At 67.1% G+C, this 21,437-nt stretch carries 11 protein-coding genes and 1 pseudogene; 2 read left to right on the forward strand and 10 right to left on the reverse strand.

Features of this window, described 5'->3' with window-relative positions; all coding sequences use genetic code 11:
* Window positions 1-52 precede the first annotated feature (52 nt).
* Together EV374_RS09580 and EV374_RS09585 are read left to right on the forward strand one after the other, a co-directional pair.
* Complete coding sequence (locus EV374_RS09580; protein ID WP_132233684.1) at window positions 53-406, forward strand: type II toxin-antitoxin system RelE/ParE family toxin; 354 nt, start codon at window positions 53-55, stop codon at window positions 404-406.
* Window positions 403-702, forward strand: coding sequence for a helix-turn-helix domain-containing protein (locus tag EV374_RS09585; protein ID WP_132233686.1), 300 nt, complete (start codon window positions 403-405; stop codon window positions 700-702). Before EV374_RS09580 ends, EV374_RS09585 begins: the two co-directional genes overlap by 4 nt.
* 41 nt (window positions 703-743) lie before the next feature.
* On the opposite strand, the pseudogene EV374_RS09590 reads toward EV374_RS09585, so the two are convergent.
* From EV374_RS09590 to EV374_RS09635, 10 genes and pseudogenes are all read right to left on the reverse strand, one after another.
* Window positions 744-1,199: pseudogene (locus EV374_RS09590) on the reverse strand (HNH endonuclease); the annotation flags it as partial.
* 17 nt (window positions 1,200-1,216) lie between these two features.
* A complete protein-coding gene (locus EV374_RS09595; protein ID WP_132233991.1) occupies window positions 1,217-4,291 on the reverse strand; it encodes a DEAD/DEAH box helicase in 3,075 nt (1,024 codons plus the stop codon).
* A gap of 135 nt (window positions 4,292-4,426) precedes the next feature.
* Window positions 4,427-5,218 carry a DISARM system phospholipase D-like protein DrmC gene (gene drmC / locus EV374_RS09600; protein WP_132233690.1) on the reverse strand — a complete coding sequence of 264 codons (792 nt, stop codon included), beginning with the start codon at window positions 5,216-5,218 and terminating at the stop codon, window positions 4,427-4,429.
* Window positions 5,215-7,062, reverse strand: a complete 1,848-nt coding sequence (drmB, locus tag EV374_RS09605) for a DUF1998 domain-containing protein (RefSeq protein ID WP_207913968.1) — start codon at window positions 7,060-7,062, stop codon at window positions 5,215-5,217. Before drmB ends, drmC begins: the two co-directional genes overlap by 4 nt.
* Window positions 7,059-10,640 (reverse strand): DISARM system helicase DrmA, encoded by a 3,582-nt coding sequence (drmA, locus tag EV374_RS09610; protein ID WP_132233692.1) that lies wholly within the window; start codon window positions 10,638-10,640, stop codon window positions 7,059-7,061. The genes drmB and drmA overlap by 4 nt, the downstream gene beginning before the upstream one ends.
* A complete protein-coding gene (locus tag EV374_RS09615) occupies window positions 10,637-12,742 on the reverse strand; it encodes a GmrSD restriction endonuclease domain-containing protein (RefSeq protein WP_132233694.1) in 2,106 nt (701 codons plus the stop codon). Before EV374_RS09615 ends, drmA begins: the two co-directional genes overlap by 4 nt.
* A 4-nt stretch (window positions 12,743-12,746) precedes the next feature.
* Entirely contained in the window at window positions 12,747-14,219 is a 1,473-nt protein-coding gene (locus tag EV374_RS09620) for a type IIL restriction-modification enzyme MmeI (RefSeq protein WP_486485681.1), read from the reverse strand.
* Window positions 14,219-16,795, reverse strand: a complete 2,577-nt coding sequence (locus EV374_RS09625; protein ID WP_132233698.1) for a hypothetical protein — start codon at window positions 16,793-16,795, stop codon at window positions 14,219-14,221. The genes EV374_RS09620 and EV374_RS09625 overlap by 1 nt, the downstream gene beginning before the upstream one ends.
* Window positions 16,792-20,025, reverse strand: a complete 3,234-nt coding sequence (drmD, locus tag EV374_RS09630) for a DISARM system SNF2-like helicase DrmD (protein WP_132233700.1) — start codon at window positions 20,023-20,025, stop codon at window positions 16,792-16,794. The genes EV374_RS09625 and drmD overlap by 4 nt, the downstream gene beginning before the upstream one ends.
* 499 nt (window positions 20,026-20,524) lie before the next feature.
* Window positions 20,525-21,301, reverse strand: coding sequence for a transposase family protein (locus tag EV374_RS09635; RefSeq protein WP_132233702.1), 777 nt, complete (start codon window positions 21,299-21,301; stop codon window positions 20,525-20,527).
* Between the last annotated feature and the right edge of the window lie 136 nt (window positions 21,302-21,437).

The raw sequence follows: 21,437 nt of genomic DNA on the forward strand, positions 1-21,437 counted from the left end.
ACGCGGGGTGGAAGCTACGAGGGAATTGACCTCGCCTTATAGCATCAATGCTATGGCTTGGGGTAGCGTGGAGCTGGAACCAGAAGTCCGAGACTGGCTGGAGGGACTACCGAGCGCAGACTTCGCGCGAGCCGCGTTCTATATCGACCTGCTTGCCAGCAGGGGAGTGTTGCTCGGGGAGCCGCACTCTCGACAGCTTCACGGCAAGCTACGGGAGTTGCGCTTCTACCTGGAGCGCGATGCGGTCCGAGTGACGTACTGGATAGCCACCGACCGGCGGATCATACTGCTGACCGTGTTTCGCAAGACCCGCATGCGGGAGGACCGGGAGGTAGAACGAGCCCGGCGAGCGCTTGAGCGATGCGTGGCGGAGTTGCACACCGTGAACGAGGGGGCGGAGCGATGAGTGATCGCGTCGACTGGAACGACCTGCGCGACCGCCGGATGGCGGAGCCGGGAGCTGCCGAGACGTACGAGGCGACACGTATCGCCTTCGAGCTTGGGCAGGAGGTGCGGCACTTGCGGGAGCACAACGGCTGGAGCCAGACTCAGCTGGCGCGGGCGGCCGGCATGACCCAGCCAGCCGTGGCCCGGTTCGAGGCGGGCGGCACCGTGCCGACTCTGCCGGTCCTGGAACGCCTCGCGCGGGCGCTCGACATGCGGCTGGACGTCAGGTTCGCCCCGAATGCCGATGCCGCCTGAGCGCGCTCACGCCACCCCGCCGATCTCGGCCTATGCCGTTTCTAGGCAGCAAGGGGTTCGCCCTTGAAGACCTCTCGACGATGCCAGGAAATGTGTTCGTTGGCGGGGACCTGCGTGCCGGGGCGTGGTTGCAGCGCCCTGCCGTGCAGGTCGTAGGTCGATCGGCCAGCCTGCGTGCGCGCGGTGAAGGCGGCGGAGACGTGGATGCGCAGGTCGCAGTCAAGGCCGAGCGCGCCGAAGTCGAAGAGCTTGTGGTGTAGCACGCAGAGCGCCAGGCCGTTGTCGGGCTTGTCCGGCCCGTCGAAGGCCCACCAGCGCACGTGAGCCGCCTCCACGCCGACGCAGGCGTGGCCGAGCTGACCGTCGTACCCGCAGAACGCGCACTGCCGGTCCCACGCCTGGAGCACATCCCTCCGCCAGGCGGGGTCCCGGCGGCGGGCGGGGACCGGGGTGACGCCTGGCGCATGGAGGATGTCGTCGGGATCGAGACCGGCGGCCACCTCCTGGCGGGTGCTCATGCGGCGATGGTGCGGGCGGTGGCGTACACGTCGGCGGGGAGGGCGTGTGACAGCCGCCAGATGATCCGCATGGGTCGGTCGCCGGTGTGCTCGCGGTAGGTCATCGGGCCGGCGTAGAGGTAGGCGGGCGCACCCAGGTCGCGATCGGCGATCCGGGTCTCCCGCACGAACAGGTGCACGGTCGAGCCGCGCTTCTCGTGATGGATGTACCGCTGGCCGGTCGCCGACGCCGACGACGTGGTGCTCTGCGACTCCCACTGGAACAGGCTGTCGGTGATGGCCCGGTCGGCGTACATGGTGGTGGGGGAGTAGTGCGCCTCCGACTTGACCAGGGTGACGAAGAAGAGGTCCGCCTGGGCCTCGGGCAGCCATTTCACCCCCTCACGCAGCGAGCCCGGGTTCGGCATGCCGAAGGCGGCGCACGCCTCGTTGCGGCTGTAGCGGGCGTGCACCCGCAGCGGCACCTCCGCCGACAGCGGGTCTGGCGTGACCCGGTGGATCCGGTCGCGCAGCACCTCGGCCACCTGCCGCAGCTCGGCGCAGCGGGCCGGCTCGGCCCAGAGCCGCGCCAGCCGCTCGTCCCGCGAGGTCAGCGGCGCGTTCGGCCCCCACAGGTCGAAGTGCAGCATGTCCCAGAGTCGCCCGGCGTCCGGCTGCTCGCCCGCCGCCACCCGGGCCAGCAGGTCCAGGCGGTCCGGGTCGTCGAGGTGCAGCATCCGCCCGATGGCCCGGCCCAACTCCCGGTCGTCCGGTCCCGGTGTCGACGACTCCAGCCCGGCGAGCCGGCGCAGCCCGGTCCACCCGCCGATGGTCGCCGACCGGTACACGTCCTCGATCTCCACGCCGGTCTCCCGCAGGAACCCGGCGAGGCTGACATCCCCGAGGTGCCGCAGCTCCGCCAGCAGGCCGTTCTTCGACGTCGGCATGACGGTACGCAGGTTGTCGAGCACGACCTTGCGGGCGACCGGATCGAGCTGGATGTGGCAGCCGCTGGGCAGCGACGGGAAGTCCTGCTCGACGGCGTCCCTGATCTCCCTGCGGCTGACCCCGGTCAGGGCGCGCCAGCGCAGATCGAAGCGGAAGTTGGCGTGCTGCCCGCCGATGAAGTCGAGCACCGTCAGGCAGGGCTTGTCGTCGTCCAGGCGCAGACCCCGGCCGAGCTGCTGGAGGAAGATCGTGGCGCTCTCGGTGGGCCGCAGCATCAGGATCGTGTCGACCATCGGCAGATCGACGCCCTCGTTGAACAGGTCAACGGTGAAGAGCACCCGCAGCTTGCCGGCCTTGAACTCCCGCAGCAGATCATGCTGCACGGGCCGGTCGACCTGGGAGGTCACCGCCGCCGACGGCACGCCGTGCCGGGTGAACCACTCCGCCATGAACCGGGCGTGGGCGATGCTCACGCAGAACCCGAGCGCCCGCATCCGGTCCACGTCGACCGTGTCGCGTACCGCCTTCAGCACCAGCCGCGCGCGGGCGTCGTTGCCGGTGTAGAGGCCGTCAAGCTCGCCGAGGTCGTATCCCTGGCCGCGCTTCCAGCGCAGCCGCGACAGGTCCACGTCGTCGTGCAGCCCGAAATACTGGAACGGCGCGAGCAACTGCCGCTCCAACGCCTCCCACAGGTGCAGCTCCACCGCCACGCGGCCGTCGAACCACCGCCGCACATCCCGACCGTCGGCCCGGTCGGGGGTCGCCGTCAGCCCCAGCAGTACGCGCGGCCGAAGCCGCTCCAACAGCCGGGCGTACGTCGGTGCCTCCGCATGATGGAACTCGTCGACGATCACCATGTCGTACGCCTCGGGGTCGATCTCCCGCCGGTGTAGCGACTGGATGGAGGCGAAGACGTGCCGCCACCTGGTCGGGGTCTTGCCCCCGACCAGGGTCTCGCCGAAGCTGCCGTCGAGCATGACCTGCCGGAACGTCGCCAGGCTCTGGGTGAGGATCTGCTCCTGGTGGGCGACGAAGAGCAGCGAGTCGACCTGGTTGTTGCGGTGCAGGCGCCGGAAGTCCAGCGCCGCGACGACCGTCTTGCCGGTGCCGGTCGCCATCACCACCAGGTTCCGGTGCCGGCCGTGCACCTGTCGCTCGGCGTCCAGGTCGGCGAGGATCTCCGCCTGGTACGGGTACGGCCGCACGTCCAGGTTGGCGATCTGCGTCGGCGAGTCCTCGCGCCGCTCTCCGCTGAGGGCGTTGCGCAGCCGCTCGGCGTCCCTGCTGGCGTCGTAGTCCTCGAACGCCGGGTCGTTCCAGTAGTCCTCGAAGGTGGCGGTGAACGTGTCGATGACGTGCGGCTGCTCGACGTTGGAGACGCGCACGTTCCACTCCACGCCGTCGATCAGCGCGGTCTTCGACAGGTTCGAGGATCCGACGTACGCGGTGGTCATGCCGTTGTTACGGCGGAACAGCCACGCCTTGGCGTGCAGGCGGGTGGTCCTGGTCTCGTAGGACACCTTGATCTCGGCGCCCAGCTCGGCGAGCCGGTCGAGGGCTCGCTGATCGGTTGCGCCCAGGTAGGTGGTGGTGATGACGCGCAGCTTGCCGCCCCGGGCGATCAGCTCGCGGATGGCGGGCTCGACGATGCGCAGGCCGTACCACTTGATGAACGCGCAGAGCAGGTCGACCTGCTCTGCCGACGCCATCTCGTGGGTGACCTCGTGGCCGATACGCGGCTGGTGGCGGCCGTTGACCAGGAGTGCGCCGGTGGAGAGCGGGGTGGTGGGGCGCTGAGGGAAGGCTGGTTGCGCGGGCGGGGTGGGTGGGGCGGCGATGGCGTGCAGGAGGTGCTTGGCGTCGGTTACCTGGTCCTGTGGCGTTGACGCCTGCGGGCTTTCGGCGGCGATGGCGTCGGCGATGCGGTTGGCGAGTTCGATCTGGTGGCGGAGCTTGTCGTCGCCGCTGGGTACGGCGTGCAGGGCGCGGTGGGCCAGCGCGGCGATGTGACGGGCGAGGGCGTCGGGGGCATCGGCGGGGTCGAGCTTGTGGTGCTGGACGAGGGTAAGGTCGACGTGCTGGAGGCGGCCGGCCAGCTCACGGGTGATGAGGTGCTCGTACACGCCCCGCTCAAGATCAGTCACGGTCAGCTTCTCCAGATGGATGCCGGCGTACGTTGGGTCCTGAAACTTCTGGATGAGGTCGATCTTGTTCTGGACCGGGTTCGGCAACTATGTGTATCGCGCCTTGGCGGTCGTGAGGGTGGGCAAGGTTCTCGGTCAGCTTGGGATCGGCGCGACGGGCACGAAAACGGCGTCGGCGATCAGCGCAGCGAAGTGGTCCCGCAATCGGGCCGGCAGGTCGCCACCGACGATCCGGATCCCGACTTCGACGTTGGAGTCGAAGGCGTGACCAGAGAGATTGGCGCTGGTCAGAAAGGCGCTGTGGTCGTCGGCCACGATCCCCTTGGCATGCATGGACGGTGGAGAGCTAAGTCGGGGGCGTCGGCCCGGATCCCAGACGTAGAACTCCGCACGCAGATCCCCAAGAGCGTCCAGGGCCGGCGTGTGCAGAGTCCCGCCCTCAGCGCGAGTGGTCTCGACCAAGATCCTCACCCGCACGCCTCGGCCGATAGCGGCACCCAACGTGGCCATGATCCTTGGATCGGTGTGGGCGGAGTAGGTAAGCACCAGTAATTCATGGTGTGCCGCCACGGCGACGCTCTCAAACGCCTGTCGGGTAGCCCGAAGCGGAACATGTTGGCTCTGCGGACCGGTGACCACCGGTTCGACCCGGAGCATGCCACGTTCGGCCCTGACTGCCTCATAGGCACTGGCCAGCATGCCCGCCACCGTCATGCCCGTGATCCCCGTCGACGTTCGCCACACCTGGCAGAGCTGGTCGACCTCGGCCCGGATGGCCGGTGTCTGTGCCGCCACGGCCCGCAGCGCGCCGAAAGCGACGTGGTCGGCGGTGACTCTCGGGGCGAGGGCGTCGGTGAGCGCCACCAGCACCTGTTGGTGCGGACTGGCCCGGCCCAGCGCGACGACGGCTTCGATCAGCTTTCTCATGCGCTCGAGAAGAAGGCGCTCTCCTCGCCCCCGAAGGTTGGGACGAGCAGTTTTCGGTCGAGGAAGCGGTTCCCCCGTTCACAGGACGTCTCGGCCGCAAAGAGACATGCGTGGCAGGCGGCCCCGTGGACCGTCCGATCGTTGTCCGGGCGGTGTTCCGCGCACATGGGGTCCGAGGAGCAGAGGCCCGCATCGCGCAAGGCCTGCTTGAATACCAGCGTTAACATCTCAGGTTCGGCGAGCCGTACCAGGCCACCGAGGGTGCCCTCGCTGTCTGGGGCGGCGGTGTATAGCAGCACTCCGGCCATTCCCTCCCGGGCGTAGATCCGCTCCCGGATGCCACTGGCGCTGTATCCACACTCGAGTGCGAAGGCCCGGATCAGCGCATGGGCCAGGGTGTGTAGAAGCGTGTAGCGCGGTGGGCGCCAGTCCTCGACAGCGTCGACGTTGCGTTGTCCGCACCACTGGCGGTGGCCCTGGCGCAGCCGGAGGAGAGCCTCGTGACCGAGGACCTTGCTCTCCCACGCTGCGACGCGTTCTTCTGGCAGACGGAGGAAGACGCCCTCGCCGCGGGTTTCGGCACATGGCACCCAGGCGAGAGCAGAATTGGACAGCGGGGCGAACCGGAGACCGGCGTCGTAGCGGCCGTCCCCGAGCTCGTTCGGAGCGACGATTCGGGTGAAGCCAAGCAGCGCAGAGACCTCCCGGAGACGGGTTACCGCCAGCACCTCAGTCAGCTCGCCGCGCCACTCCGACGCCACCGGCCGGGGTTCGATGCGGAAGTCCGGATGGTCCTTGGGCGCCCGGCGGTGATCACTAAATACCTCCCACTCTGGGGTCAGGACGTCCGAGGCATCCTCTGCCGAAGTTACCGTGCTCTTGGCCCGATAGCGGTTGATCGCCGCGAATATCTCCGCGTCACTCTCGCTGCCGAAACCAATGAACTTTTCTGGCGCGAACGCACGCGCCCCAGAAACCTGCTCAACACTCTGGAGGCCCCCCAACTGGGCCCAGTGCTTCTCGACCTCGATGAGTAGATGATCCTCGGCCTCGGGAATCGACACGACCGCCACCTTGAAAGGGAACCAGAGGTTCGAGGCCCCCAGGCCAATCGCCCTTGGCGGTATTTTGCAGCCCTGCTGGAAGGAACGCAGATGCGGATGCCGGCCTCGGCAGCGGGGCAAGTGCTTCCCAGCGTCCCGGCTGAACGCTGGTGCCATGCTGCGCCGGGCATTGCAGCTTACGCAGGTGACGAAGACGCTGGCCGCGTCGCCTGAGACGCCTCGCTCGCCGAACTGGAGGAGCGTCTTGCCGCAGCTGGTGCCCCTGTGGACGTAGTAGTCCCAGGGGAAATCGTCGAGGTGACCGGCTTCGCAGGCGAGCATGAACCGCACCGGCATCGCCACCGGCGCCTTCCCCTTGGCGACCGAACAGTTCTCGTGAACCACCCGTACAAGGTCGGGGCGGCTCGGATTTGCGCGGAGTTTAAACAGTGTGCTCTCGATCGGACCGAGATGGCGGCAGTAGGGGCAGCGCAGGAATCGTGGGAAGACTTCGACGGGAACCCCGACCCGGGTCCAATCGCCGAACATATTGCCGTTTTCCTCCGGCACGTATGGGGGCAGCCGCAGCGTGCTCACCTGCGCCCCCGCCCGTGCCTGAACGGCGCTCAGCAGACGGGGCTCGCTGATTGCTTCGGTGTGCCGGATATCCCACTCGTCCAGCCCCATGACCAAGGCCGAGAAGCGGGGCAGGTCGACGATGGAGCCGATGCCGAAGGTGTGCTGGAGCTGACTCGGTCGCAGTTCGCCGACCCGGTTGATGCGCGGGCCCTTGCCTTTCACTCGACGGTCTCCTCGCCACTCTCGTCGTCTGGCTCGAACGATGACGACTCGAACAGCGTCGGCGCCTCGTCGTTTGGCCGCCGGTACGGGTTATCCCGTTCGTTGCCGATTGGGCTACCGTCGTCGCAGATAAGCAGTCGGATGCCCGGCTCCACGTTGCGCAGCGAGGTGGGACAAGTCCACTCGGTCCACGGACCGGTGTCTGGCTCGGCGAGCAGTCCGACGGTGCGACCGTCGGACATGGCCCTGTATCCCAGCTGTTGATACTTCGCCGACGCCCGGTCGGCCCAGCGGTCGAGCGTCCGGTCGAGTCTGGCCCGGACGAGTTCGGCGGCCGATGCGTCTCCCGTCACTGTTGCCGCCCGATCTACCACCGTCTCCACCAGCTCTGCGACCTTCTGGCCATACCGGTCCACTCGCTCCGCGTCCCGATTGGCATTCCAGGTTGCGTCATGCTGCCGGATCAGGCTGGTCAACACAGCGGTGAGCCCCCGATCTAGCGCACGGTCGGCGAACGGAGTCACCGACAATGCCTCTACATGCCGGTAGGCGGAGCTGTGGAAGTGCTCGAAGGTCTCGTAGTGCGACAAGTCGCGCGGCCGGGCCCAGTTGAAGGCGGTGAAGACAAGACCGGGCGAAGCACGGCCGACTCGGCTGGTTGCTTGGATGTATTCAGCCGCCGACTTGGGCTGCCCGGCGACGACCATCAGGCCGAGCCGCGAGATGTCGACGCCGACGGAGATCATGTTGGTGGCCAGCAGTACATCGACCGGCAGCACGTCCGGTGCCTTTTTGCTCCGGTGGGCCAACACCGGGACCTCCAGCCGCCGAAGAATCTCCGGGATCTCGCTGGAGTGCAGCCGTGAGGTGAGTTCCGCGACGTCCGGCTTGTCCCGCCTCGCGAGGCCGAGCTGCCGGGCGTCATATAGACGGGTCGCCACGTCGTCATCGACGACCCGGCGCATCCCGCCCAGCTCCCGTAGCGAGCCGAAATAGCCAACCATAGTCATGTACGCATCGGTGCCGGCCTGCGCGCCGTACCGCTCGTGAAGCAGTTGTGCCGCTGCCATTCCGGCGACGTAGAGCCGGATCAGCAGTGCCTTGAATTTTCGACCGTGCGCGCAAACCCCTACGTAGCGGCGGCCCGGCATTTTGTCCACCGGTCGGGTACGGGCAAAGAAGGAGTTCCGCGAGTCCGTGCCAGGCGGTGGGAAGATTGCCAGTTTCCGGGTGAACACGCTCCGAACCTGTGCCTCTGCGCCCCGCACCGTGGCCGTCGATGCGATCACCATCGGGCGTACCGGTGCAGCGCCGGGGATGTCGGGCCGCCAGGTAGCCAGTTCGTCAATCACGGTCTCATAGAGGCCCACGAGAGAGCCGAGTGGTCCCGAGATGAGATGCAACTCGTCCTGCACGATGAGGTCTGGCGGTCGCAGCCCGCCAACCGGTTCGACGCGAGCTGCCGGGTGACGACCGGAGGGCCGGTGCTCCTGGGCCTCACAACCGCTAGTTTCCGGCGTGCGATAGCCATGCCTGCTGCATCGGCCGGTGACCTTGCCGAAGAGCGCCTGCACCGAACCGCGCCAAGGAAGCTGGGCGAACTTGTCGACGGTGGCGATAACAAATGCTGGTAGCAGCCGGTAGACCTCCTCATCGACCACGACCACCGGTAGCCCCTCACCGGGACTGTGACGCAGAGTAAAGGGGCAACGGCGAGTGATGTCGGCGCACGAGATGATCGTCCGGCCGCGGACCAGGTCGACTTCGATATTGCGGTCGGCGCTCAGTCCGGTGCCGCACCAAGGACACGTGGTGAGTTGGTGTGGCGAGCCTTGGCCACCGCCACCAGGACGGCCCTTAATCTGGCCCCGAGCCTCCTTCACAGCGTCGCTCGCAGCCTCGGTGCGGTTGGGCGTCACGCTGCCGCCGACCCATAGGCCCAGACGGAACGGGGTCTCCCCCCACCGCGCAGGCTCCTCCCGGCGCAGCGTCTCGCAGGCGCAGATCAAGGCTGCCGCCCGTTGGAACTGCTGCACGGTCAACAACCGCAGGGTGTAGCGCATCAGCACCGCCACGCCGTCCTCGGCGTACAGGCCGCCCAGCGTGGACTTGCGCCGACGGATCGCCATCGCGAAGGCCGCCAGCCCGAGGTATGCCTCGGTCTTGCCGCCACCGGTGGGGAACCAGAGCAGGTCCGCGAGGCCGCTGTCCGGGCGACGGTTGGGATGCGTCGGGTCGGCCAGGGCGGGCAGGCCCATCAGCAGGAAGGCGAGCTGAAAGAGTCGCCAGGCCGGCCGGTTCTCGGCGTCCGCGGCGGCGATGGCTTCGCTCAGCAACAGCTTCGGGTCGGCCCGCCGCTTGCCGGCGGCCATGGTGTGTAGCCGCTGCAGCCGCATCGCCCGGTTGACGAAGCGGAATGCCGCGAGCGGCTCCGGGTCAGCCGGATCGAGCAGCACCTGGATGCCCTCCCTGATCCGGGCGGCCGCCTTGCGGCAGTCATCAAGGGCTAGCTCGGCATCGACCCTGAACCGGTCCAGGGACAGGTCAGTGGTGGCCTGTTTCGCGCATTCCTCAATCCACGCCTCGTAGGCGGTCAGGATCGGTTCCAGCATCTCGCGCAGGCGCGCCGGGTCCGCCTCGGCCAGAGTCGCCATGTCGAGCTGGACCCGAGCGAGTCGTTTCTCGTCCTTCGGCCGCGTGGCGTCCGTGGCGGGCATCTCATACCAGGGCATCGGATCGGTGCGGATCTCCACCGCGCGCGTGGTGTCGCTGTCCGTGGTCTTGACCAGAACGCCGACGCCGTGCCCAACGGCGAAGGCCGGCGTGTGTCGGTAGCGCATGGCGAGGGTACGCAGCTCGCGGATGGCTGGATCGGCGATGCGCTCATCCGGAAGCGGCAACTCCCGGGGGCAGAAAGGAGAAGAACCTTCGGTGACGCCGCGTACCCGCAGGCCGCACTGGAAGATCCAGGTCGCGTTCATCATCTTGCCGCTGGGGTCCGTGGTGTTGACGAGGAACAGCGAGACGACCCACTGTCCGTCGTGCCGGCGGATCCGGCCCCGGACCACCACCTCCGGCTGCTCCCGGTCGATCCCGAACGGCGTGACCTCACCCTCGACCAACGTCAGGCGTGCCTCGCCGCCGCGCTGCTGTCGACGCCAGACCAGCGGCTGGCTGCCGTCGTCGAGCGGAATGCTGGCGTGCTCCCGCACGTACCGGCCCCACTCGGCCTTGACAACCAGCTCAGTCTCTCGGGCGGCCACCGCAAAGCTCAGACCGAGCGAGGAGGGGTAGAACGAGGGGGTGGCGGGGGCAGCGTCGGTACCGGCTTCGTCGTCACCGGAAGGGTCGCCCTCTTCGGCGAGGCCGTCCAGGGCCGCCGGGTTGACCAGGAGGCCAGCCGGGGCCAGGCAGCCGACCGGGTAGCGGTCGCGCAACAGGACCTGCCGGCCGCCGGGCGGGCCGGCGAGCTCCTCTGCCGGGTCGGCCGGTCCGACCAGGTCGCGTCGGACCAAATCGGCCAGCTTGTCGCGGAGTTCGGCCCCGGAGGGTACGGCCAGCACGGACGGCTCGGTCATCCGTCCTCCCCGTCGTCCGTCTTGCGCAGCTCGTCGCGCAGAGCGGCCAGCGGGCGCAGCCCAGCCTGGGTGTCAGCCAGCCAGTACGCCCAGCCGTTCGTACTGCCTCCGTGCGCCACGTCGCCCGCCCGGGAGGGGGAGTCATACGGCAGCCCGTCGAACTCGATCCGGCCGTCGGTGAGGACTCGTGCCTCGACGTCGTCGGTCGGGTTGATCAGCACCGCGTCGACCGCCAGCAGCCCGGCGTCGATGAGGTCGACGACCCGAACGCCGTACCAGGTGCGGGCCGGTGCGGGCGGTGCGGTCGGCTTTCCGGCCTTCGGGTAGACGGGCGCATAGCCGGAGTCGGCCAACCGGTTGAAGGCGTCCCGCACCACCCCGGCCATCAGCTTGCGGCGCTGGCTGAGGAACGCGTCGTACGACAGTTTGGTCCACTTGTCGGGCAGGGCGTGCCAGCGCGCCTGCACATCGAGCGTGGCCCTACCTAGGCCCTTCTTGCGGATCTCGTCCGGCCAGTACTTCGCCGGCGGCTGGTCGGAGATGCTGATGTTGTCGTGCCACTCAACCAGCGCCATGTTGGCGATCTGGTTGATCTTCTTGGTGTTGGTGATGCCTTGCTTGTGCAGGTAGGCGCGGGGGAACAGGTGGTGCCGCTCGATGCCCTTCTTGGCCATGATGGCAGGGTCGAGTCGGGCGCGGACCTTGCCGGTGGAGAGCAGGGCGTCGGCGTCCACGATGTTCAGGGCGGCGATGTACGCCAGCAGCGCGGGCGACTTGGCTGCCGAGCTGTCGAGATCGTTGGGGAGCCGGATCTCCCAGTAGTCGGTGGTGAGGGTGTCGTTCACGATCTTCGACAACACGGTGACAAACCCGTCTGCGTCGCCCGGTGCCAGGCCGGCGAACTGGGCCAGGTCCCGCTCGACCTGGCTCTCGAACGAGCCGGAATAGCGGCCGGTGGTGTGCGCCATGAAGAACCAGCGAGCCATCACCTCTCGCAGCCGGGCGATCGGGACCTGGTAGTCCACCCGGCCGATCAGCCAGATCGCGTACGAGAAGATGATTGCGTTCTCGCTGGAGATCATCTTTTTGCCCCGGAAGCCGGCCCGCTCCAGGCAGAGCAGGAACTCGTGCCAGTTGGTCAGGTTCAGCACCTGCTCCTGGGCCTCGGCGAGCCGGGCGAACTGTGCGTCCCGCTTCTCCGGCGACGGCTTGCCGGTCTCCACGTCCTTGCCACGCAGCAGCACATAAATCTGCTTCAGTACCGCCCGCCGCATAGCGAGCGCGACGGTGGCGCGCAGCAGCTGCGGCGGCTGCGGCTGGATGTACCAGTTGAACGGGGCGGCCTCACCGAGGCTCGGCACCCGGCAGGCACGGCAGAATTCCTCCAGGTCCCGCCGGCCCTTCTCCCAGAAGACCGACATCAGGGTAAGGATGAAATCGGCCTGGACGAGCGCGACACCCTCGCTGTTGATCCGAACGAAGATCTCCGCGACCTGCTCCTCGTTGGCGGCTGCGGACAGCTCGATTACCTTGAACGGGTACTGCTGGAGTTCGTGCAGGCGATGGATCGCCTCTTCCAACCGCTGCTCCTCGGCGTCGTCAACCTCGCGGCGCGCGGCGAGGGCCTTCAGGTACGCCTTCTTGGTCGCCCACAGGCCGCCCTGCTGCCAGAGCACGCTGATGTCCGGGATGAACTCCGGATCCTTTTCAATTGCCGCGTCGGTGACGGCAAAGGTGGCATCAGTCGGCCGGAAGGCGATCCGGATCCTCGACTCCGAGTAGTCGTCGTGTAGCACGGTCGCGCCGGTCATCACCGTGAAGAGCGAGGTGAGGCGCTGCTGCCCGTCGACGATCAGATGGTGGGGCGCGGTTTTCACCGTGTCCACCCCGATCTGCCGGGCGCCGACCTCGGCGCCGGTGTCCCAGAACAGCAGGTATCCGACGGGGAAACCCTTGTACATCGAATCAAGAAGCGCCCGGACCTTGGTCGCCTGCCAAACAAAGGGCCGCTGGATGTCCGGCAGCGCGATCTTTCCCGTCCTGATCAGCTCGACCAGCAGCGAGACCGGGTAGGTGGTGTCCTTGTAGAGCGTCTCGGCCATGCGACTATCCCCAGTTAATTGGCAGTTGCTCGGAATCAGCGGCAGACCTCGGCTTCGGCACCTTGGCCGGCTTGCCACGCGCGGGCTTGCCCTTGTTGTGCAGGCCGCGCTTCTTCTCCTCCTCGAAGCGGGCGAAGTTCAGCTCCAACAGGCGGTCCAGAATCTCCTGCCGGACCGTCGGACCGACCGTGTAGCGGACGCCCTGCCGGGTTTCTTGGAAGTCGTGATCCAGCGTCAGGTCCTGCCAGCCGTACGCTTCGGCCACCGCGTGGTCGATCTCGACGTGGATTGCCCGCAACTCGGCGATGTCGACGGCGCGCTCGTCCGGGTTGTGTACCCGGTTGTATGTCTTTGTCAGCCCTTCGTTTCGGTTGAGCATGAGCTCCCGCCGGTACGAATCGAGCCGCTCCCCGGCCGTCCGTACCCAGTTCGTCAACTGCGGTCGGGTCCACGTCTCAAACACATCCGAGGGGTTGTATCGGACCCGGGTTTCCAAGGTAGACGTTCGGTCAATGGCCCACCAGTAATGGGGGGCGCTCGACAGTAAGGCTAGGTCTGCTGCATCCGCGGTTGCTATGACCACCACCTGCTCACTGAATACTTGATTTGTGGCAACAAAAATAGGAAGAACAGCCTTGCTGACGCGGGCGATAGCTAGTACTCGATCTAGCCCTTCAATAGCCTTGTACAAGGTGGCTGCTTGATGTTCAAACTTCCACCATGCGTCACGGACGCGCGCTTTATAGGGCGGTAGTCGATCGCGACCGGGCTTAACTAGCTGCTCGACTTGCTCCATGCAGGAGGAGTATTTCCTGGCCTGAGCCAAGGGTGTGTCGCCGAAATTTATAACGAGGCGTCTGGCTGCCTGATCGGGCGAACTGTTTAAGTCCTGGCCGTTTAGGTACCAACTAAGCACTTCTCGGCTTTTTGGATCGCGCCTGCATAGTTCCGCTGCTTCTTCAGCGCTAACGACGAATCCGATACCATTAACGAAGGAGCCGATATATGCGACGCCACCGTTGGTGGCGAGTCGATGTGGCGTGCCGCTTGCCCTGCTGAGAGGCTCGAGAGTGGGCGTTATGCCCCGTACCGAGATGCCGTCCAGCACGACTCGTTCCGCGTCGCTCGGTCGACCGAGCCAGACCTTGGACACTTCTAGCGTTGCCTCGCCAGGCCAAGGGATGCTCTTCACCGCCCTAACAATCGACCAGCCTGCACCAGTCAATTGGTCCAGGCCAACCTCTCGGGTATCGCCTTGACTAATTGTGTTGGTGGCGATTAGACCGGTCCGGCCTCCCCGTGCTACCTGAGCAGACCTGAGGAAGAAGTAAGCGACCATGTCGGCGTTGCCAGCATGTCCACCGGCAACCCAGCGGACCAGGTGTCCACGGTAGTCCGTGCCATAAGGACCCGAGATGCGCTTGCCGCCCTGGAAAGGTGGGTTGCCGACGACGGCGGCGAAGCCCCCGTTCTCCATCACTTCGGGGAATTCCAGCGGCCAGTGAAAGCACTCGCGGACGGGGCCTGACTCCGGCCGCCCCTCCTGCAGCCACTCCTGCGTCTGCGCCCTAAGTGTCTCCCGCGCGGCGGATTTGCCGGCCAATACCCCTCGCGTGTAGCCCGGACGGTGGCAAGCGAATTCTCGTATTCGATTGGCGAGCGTCCCCGGGCCAGTGCGGCGGCAACCACGCCGTCGGCGATCAGCTTCAACGCTTCGGTGTGGCCGTCGGCCTTGGCCAACAGCGCTGCCTTGTCCTCGGCGTTGCGGACGTCGCGGACCGGTATCGACTCCAGCTCATGGCGGTATCCGAGCGCGCCCTTGACCTCGCTCGACATGACCCCGACGGTGTCTTCGAAGAACGTGACGTGACCCGCGATCTTACGGCCCTGCGCCGGGTCGAGGTGCAGGTGCAGGAGCTGGTCGAGGTCGGTGATGCCGAGCAGCGAGTCGCCCCGGCGCACCGCGTGGTCGAGGAACTCGAAAGGCCGGTTCTTGGCCAGCGTGACCAGCCACATCGACATCTTGGCCATCTCCACGGCCATGTCGTCCCGGTCCACCCCGTAGAGGCAGCGGTCGGTGACCAGCCGGCGGGCGTAGAGCAGCCGCTCCTCCTGGGCGTCCGGGCTGTCGCCGTCAGGGACATCGTCCGGCAGGCCGTCGCGCTGCCACGCCTCGACCAGGCGGTTGGCCAGGTAACGGCAGGCGGAAACCAGGAACGCCCCGGAGCCAACCGCGATGTCAGCGACCCGCAGGGCAAGCAGTTCATTAGCCGGGCGGACCCGCCACTCGTCGTCCGGCCCGAGACCGTCAGCCGGGCCGGGGGAGTAGCAGAGCGGGTCGAGGGTGTGTTTGACGATCTCCTCGGCGAGGTGCTTTGGGGTGTAGTGCGCACCGGCCGCCCTCCGATCACCCACCTGGGTGACGTAGACGGTGCCCTCGCCGTACACCAGCGGTCCGCCGCGCAAATCGGGCCGTAGCAAGCCCCAGTACGGCAGCACCCGCGCGGTGATCGCGTCGTCGCCGCCGCAGGCGGCGCGCAGGTCGGCGAAGCTCGGCGCGTCCGGCTCGTCGGCGAGCCAGCGCTGCACCTGGGCCGCGTTGGCCTTGCGCTTGCTGCCCAGCGACATCTCCCGCACCAGGTACGCGATCAACTCGACGTCATTCAGCGCCTCCAACCTGGAGAGCGGAATCTCCGGCTGTGCCGGCCCGCGCAGCGCCAGCACTGTCTCCTCTGCGCGGAGCCCGGAGTGGTCGAGCAACCCCTCGTAGACGTACCCGATCTGCTCGACGTCCAGGGAGCGGTAAGAGAGCGGCATCGCCTCGATGCTGGCGCGGCCCTCCCTGCGCAGCATCAGCAGTCGGTCCAGCACCCGCAGCATGGTGCGGTCGTCCACCCGCAGCTGTTCCAGCCACGGGAACCGTCTCGGTGCGAAGAGCGAGCCCCCGTACGCGGGGAGCCGCAATGCATCGTGCCGCGATCCGCCATGAACCGCGCGGGATGTGGCCAGCAGGCGGCCCCAGGCGGAGTGTCGCCGGTCCAGAATGTCCTCGGTGAGGCGGTTGGCGTCGCCGCGCAGCTGGTCGAAGAGGCTGTGTATGGCGTACGACTCGGCATAGAGGCCTTGTAGGGGCAGCAGGCCACGGTCCTCGGCGTAGAGGAGGAAGACCATCCGCATGGTGGCGGTGACGGCGCCCCGGTACACCTCGCGCGGTGACACCTCGGCGAGCACCGCGCCACCGATTTCCCGGTCGGAACGGGAGAGTGCGTCGACCAGGTGCTCGACGGCGGAGCGGACCTGCGCGCCGAGCTGCCCGGTGACTGCCTCCTCACGGTTGCCGCTCTCGTGCAGCAGTGCACTCAGGTGCTCGTCGTCGGGCCGGCTGAACCACCGGGCCCCGCCTAGTAGTTCGGCGAAGGCGGAGAGGGTGACCGGTTCGTCGACCCAGATCTCCGCGTCAAAGGTGGCCACGCCAACCGGTAGGTCCGCGGCGGCGTGCACTACCGACCACCGCCAGCCGTTGGTAACCACTCCGACGGGATTGCCGGTTGCCCGGCACAGCTCCACCATCCGGTCGACCGGCGAGGCCGCCCAGGCGCGGTCGGGCAGCACCTTGTCGAGCCGCGTGTCGCTGGGCCAGCGTGCCACCAGCACCTCGGGGGAGCTGTTGGCCATGAGCACGATGTCCGGACGAAGGGTCTCGCCGGCTGCTGGCGGTCGGTAGGCGAGTGCGCCAGGGACAGCGGAGTCCCGCACCGCAGCTCCATACGCGGGGTCGCCGTCGAGGTCCCACTCCAAGACCTCGCGGAGGACGAACTCTACGAAGAGCTCTACCTTGGCCGGCTCGGCGCGTAGCTCCTCGATAGCCAGTGCCAGTCTGTCCCGGACCACGCTCCGCACCGGCGCGCAGCCCTGTGGCAGCGCGGCGTCGAGGACGTCCAGGTCGAGGAAGGGTTCGATGGTCTCGACCAGCGCCAGCCACTCGGCGTGCGGGCTGATCCTCTGCCCGGCTCGGGTGCTACGCGCGCCGGGTCGGCGGGATTTGGCGGTCATCGGGTGGCCCTCCTTGGGATCAGGAACTCCAGGGCCACCGGGAAAAACCGGGGTGTCGGGTCGGCGTAGCGGCGTCTAATGGCCTCGCGGGACTGGGCGATGTCGTCCGGGATTCGGTCCAATCGGTCCAGCAGCGCCTCCCGGTCGCGGTGCAGCTGCAACCGTTCGTCACTGCTCAGGTCGAAGAGTGCCAACTGCTCGTGCGGGTTGTCGTGCAACGCCTTCCGGATGGCAGCACTCAACTCGCGCAGGGTCTCCTCGGCAGCGGTTGCCTCCTGTTCGGCGTTGGCCTCCAGCATCCGTTCGATGCCACCCTGTCGCTCGTCCCGTCGGCGTTCCAGCGCCTTAATCAGCGCCTTGCTGACCTTCGGCAGCAGCTCGGTCAGGCGCTCGGCGAACTCTGGATCGAGTGGTGCGGTGCTGTCCCGAGCAACGGCCACTGCCTGTTCGGTCTCCCGCACTGTGCCGAAGGAGGCGAAGCGCCCCTGTCGGAGCCAACCGCCGGCGGTGATGATCTGCTCGTGCAGGCGCGTACCTGCGCCGCCGGTCACCACCAGCCGGCCGTGGGCCAGCACGGCGGGCTCGGCCAGCGCGTCGTCCGGCACGACCCGGGCGGTGACCCGGGACAGCTTGGCCTCCCGACCGCCGGACCACACCTCAGCCCGCAGCAGGCGCAGGCACTGCTGCACCAGCGGATGCCCCAGGTGCAGGTGCACCACATCCTGGCGGCTGTGCCGCTGATCCGTCGGCTTCGTGGCGGCGTCGTCGAACGTCACTGGTCGCGCTCGCCCGGTGCGTGGGTGCACGATGCCAGCCACCGCCCGGGCCCAGTCATCGGCGAGCGGTGGCACGGTGAAGAATTCACCTGCGAAACCAGGGACGGTCGTGGGGGCCAGCGGCTGCTGGCGGCCCAACCGCAGGCCTACCTCGACTACCCGGCGCACTGCCTCCGGGTGTAGCCGGAGTCCGGCGCGACTCTCGTGCAGCTTCCCGACCAGCTTCCCCACTTCGGCGGCGAGCTGCCGCTCCACCGCGAGCACGGCTCGCTTGGCGGCGTCGCGCTCTGCGGTGGATGTGTCCAGTCCGGTGCGCCGCCGTCCCAACATCGCCTCGGTGACCTGGTCGGCGATGACCGGTCCGACGCTGCCGAGATCAGTCCGGATCTGTTCGACCTTTCGTACGGCCTGCGCGAGGAAGTGCAGGTCGCCGTCGAGTGAACCGGGCCGGACATCGAATGAGGCACCCTCGGTGAACCCGGCACCGACGAAGTGATGGATGAGCACCTCGTCCGCCTGCTGGCCATGCCGGTCGATCCGGCCGTTGCGCTGCTCAAGCCGGTTGGGATTCCACGGAATCTCCCAGTGCACCAGCCGGTGGCAGCGTTCCTGGAGGTCGATGCCCTCGCTCGCAGCGTCCGTTGCCAACAAGATCCGGATGGGGGAGTCAGCGGCGAGGAAGTCCTTCTTGATCCGGTCCCGCTCGCGGGTGTCTAGCCCACCGTGCAGTACCTCGATCCGGTTGTCGACGCCGTAGCCGTGCGCCTCCAACTGTTCCTGCAACCAGCGCAGAGTGTCCCGATACTCGGTGAAAACGATGACCCGCTCGTCACGGTCCGGTCCGCTGATGTCGTCCAGCCACGAGAGGAAAAGGCCGAGCTTGCTGTCCGCCTGGTGTTTCGCCCGTTCGGCCCAGAGCGTCATCCGATCAAGCAGCTCACGGTCTGCGCTCGTGAGCGTCGGTTCCGCGTCGCCGGCTGCCACCAACGCCCGACGGGACAGGTTCTCGTACGAGCTGTCGTCGTCGACCTCAGTGTCGAGGGCGTCCTCGACCGCGGCGAAGGCATCCCGCAGCACCGAGATCCGTGGCTGCTTCTCCTTTGCCTGGCGGCCGTTCTCCTGAGACGCGATGTGGGTGGCCAGGGTGCGGGCGAAGGCAGCTGGGGAAGAGAAGAGCCGCTTTTTCAGGGTGGTCAGCGAGAACTCTGCCGCCACCCGTGCTGCCTCCCCGTCGGCTGCGGTGCGGCGCACTCGCGAGTCGGTGTAGGCGCGCAGATCCTCGTGGACCTGCCGCTCCTCCGAGGTGTAGTCGACCGGTAGGGCGACGATCCGGCGAGGCGGGAAGAGGGGACGGCCGTCGAACGCGGTAGTCAGTTCTGACTTGAGCCGGCGCACCATGATCTGCTTGAGCTGCCGCTCGTCCGGCGGCACACCCCGAGCGAAGCGCTGGTCGTCCAGGAGCTCAAGCAGTGCGGTGAACGATTCAAGATAGCCGTTATGCGGAGTCGCCGATAGAAAAAGCCGATGCTCGCAGTGTGGTGCCAGCTCACGGATCGCCTTCGTCCGTAACGAGTCGACTGCGTACTTACCCTGGCCCGTCGGGGCGCACGAATGCACCTCATCCACCACGAGCATGTCGAACGCTCGCGGCAGCCGGAACTCCTTGGGCAACACGTCCCGCAGCATCCGCATGGGCCGGTCCCGCTTTAGCCAGTCGATGCTCATGATCAGGCGCGGGAAGTGCGTAAACGGGTTAACCCGCACCCCCCGCTCGCGGCGCAGGCTGCGGACCAGTTCAGTGTCCAGCACCCGGAACTCCAGACCGAACTTCTCCTGCATCTGCTCCTGCCACTGGATGCAGAGGCTGGCGGGGCATACGACCAGCACCGTCCGAGCCCGGTAGCGCAGAATCAGCTCCTGGATGACCAGGCCCGCTTCGATCGTCTTGCCGAGCCCGACATCATCGGCGATCAGCAGGTTCGCCCGTGGCATCGAAAGGGCGCGCACCAAGGGGTCCAGTTGGTACGGCTCGATGTCGATCCCGCTGCGAAACGGTGCCTGCAACAGACTCCGGTCGGCGCTGGTGAGCGCGCCCCAGCGGACGGCGTCGAGGAAGGCGTCCAGCGTCTGCGGATCGTCCAACGTCCGGCCTTCGCCGAGGATCGGAAGTTCCGATGACTCATGAGCTCGGGCGCCGGATTCGACCTCCCACACCACGCTCATCGTTTCGTCGAAGCTGTCATCCTCGATCGAGCTGAGTGTCACCAGATTCTCGGGTGTCCCAGCACCGTTCGCGGCCCGGTCAGAAGTGATGGTGCTGGGCAACCGATCCGCCACGACCCAGCGTCGACCCCGGACTGTGACGAGCTGTCCCGGATGTGGCGCGGAGGCGGTGGTCACCCGATCCTGTGTACCGAACGGCGGTTGAAGCGCATCCACCGAGCTGACCGACATTCATGCCCCTCCCCGCGCGGCCGGCTATGTCACCGGGGAGTCTCGGTCCTATTAAGAGAACCTTTCGCTCCCAGCCACGGCACGCTACCGAGACGGTGGCTGCGCTACCAGTCCTCGAAGATCATCAAGTTAACGGGCGACGGTGCCGAAAGATTGGGGGTCGGTGAGTCCCGTCCAGGAGACTGGCGGATAGAGCCGAGATGTCATCATTTGGCCGTCGAAGCATCCACTGTCGGCTCGCTGCTTGGGCTTGTGGCGGATATCCGACAGATAGATAGGTGTTGGGGTCAATGGGTGTCGGTTCGGAGACGGCCAGGCGCCAAAGGTGCGAGGCAGTAGCCATATGATCGGTCGGCGGTGCAGCGCGCGGCCTATGGCTAACCATGGCGTGATCGGCGACGGAGGCGTCTACGCCCCGATGGCTGCATAGTCGCTGCCTGCGGAGGGATAGTGATGGCCTCTCGGAACCTAGGCGGGTGGTCCCATCATTGAGCCCTTTTCATCCTGTGTAGCGGTTGGATTCGGTTTGGTGCAGGACGAGGATCGCCTGGACGATCGCGGTGGCTCGGCGTGGGCAGCAGCGCAGCTTGACCAGGATCTTCCAGGTCTTGAGCGTGGCAATCGCTCGCTCACCGCGGGCGCGGATCTTCGCGTGGGCGCGGTTCACGGCTCTCTGCCTGCGTGACAGCCTCGGCCGGAAGCGGTGCCGCTTGAACGGAGTGCGCACGCTGCCGCGGGCGCCCTGATAGCCCTTGTCGGCGAAGGTCATCACGTTTTCGCTGGTCAACGCGTCGAGGATGCCATGGATGCGGGCAGCGGTCAGGTCGTGAGCCGATCCCGGTAGCGCGGGCGAAGCCCAGACGAGGCGGCCCGCTGCGTCGGCGATGACCTGCACGTTCACGCCGTGGCGTTTGTGTTTTCCCGAGTAGTAGGGCTTCTGGTCGGCGACCCGGTCGATCGGGATCAGCGTGCCGTCCAGGATCGCGTACGCCAGCATGCGGATCCGCTTCATCGCGGTGACCAGGTCGTCGGCGGATGCCGCGAGCAGGGCGATCGCTTCCTGCACGTAGCGCCAGGCGACGCCGATCGCAAACCCGCAGGCCAGCCGAGTATAAGTGTCGCCGTTACGCAGATGGGCAAGGGCGAGTAGCGCCTGGCGTCCCGCATCGAGGCGCCGCCACCTGGATCGTTGCTGGTTACGGTGCTGGCGGATGCAATCGGCGAGGTGGTTGAGGGTCCGGCTGGACAACGAGATCGTGGACGGGTAAGACAGCACAGGCGAGGCTCCCGGTCGGGGCATCGGGTTTTGGTCGATTTGCTGTCTTACCTGGAGCCTCGCCCTCATCGATCCCCGGGCTACACACCCCGCCTCTGACCTGCAAGGGCAGGATGAAAAAGGCTCACTGGTGGAT

It is taken from the genome of Micromonospora sp. CNZ303 (assembly GCF_004345505.1).

Coding starts and splice junctions, on each gene's coding strand:
- EV374_RS09580 (WP_132233684.1), top strand. CDS start 53: ATGGCTTGGGGTAGCGTGGAGCTGGAACCAGAAGTCCGAGACTGGCTG.
- EV374_RS09585 (WP_132233686.1), top strand. CDS start 403: ATGAGTGATCGCGTCGACTGGAACGACCTGCGCGACCGCCGGATGGCG.
- drmC (WP_132233690.1), bottom strand. CDS start 5,218: ATGAGAAAGCTGATCGAAGCCGTCGTCGCGCTGGGCCGGGCCAGTCCG.
- drmA (WP_132233692.1), bottom strand. CDS start 10,640: ATGACCGAGCCGTCCGTGCTGGCCGTACCCTCCGGGGCCGAACTCCGC.
- EV374_RS09615 (WP_132233694.1), bottom strand. CDS start 12,742: ATGGCCGAGACGCTCTACAAGGACACCACCTACCCGGTCTCGCTGCTG.
- EV374_RS09620 (WP_486485681.1), bottom strand. CDS start 14,219: ATGGAGAACGGGGGCTTCGCCGCCGTCGTCGGCAACCCACCTTTCCAG.
- EV374_RS09625 (WP_132233698.1), bottom strand. CDS start 16,795: ATGACCGCCAAATCCCGCCGACCCGGCGCGCGTAGCACCCGAGCCGGG.
- drmD (WP_132233700.1), bottom strand. CDS start 20,025: ATGTCGGTCAGCTCGGTGGATGCGCTTCAACCGCCGTTCGGTACACAG.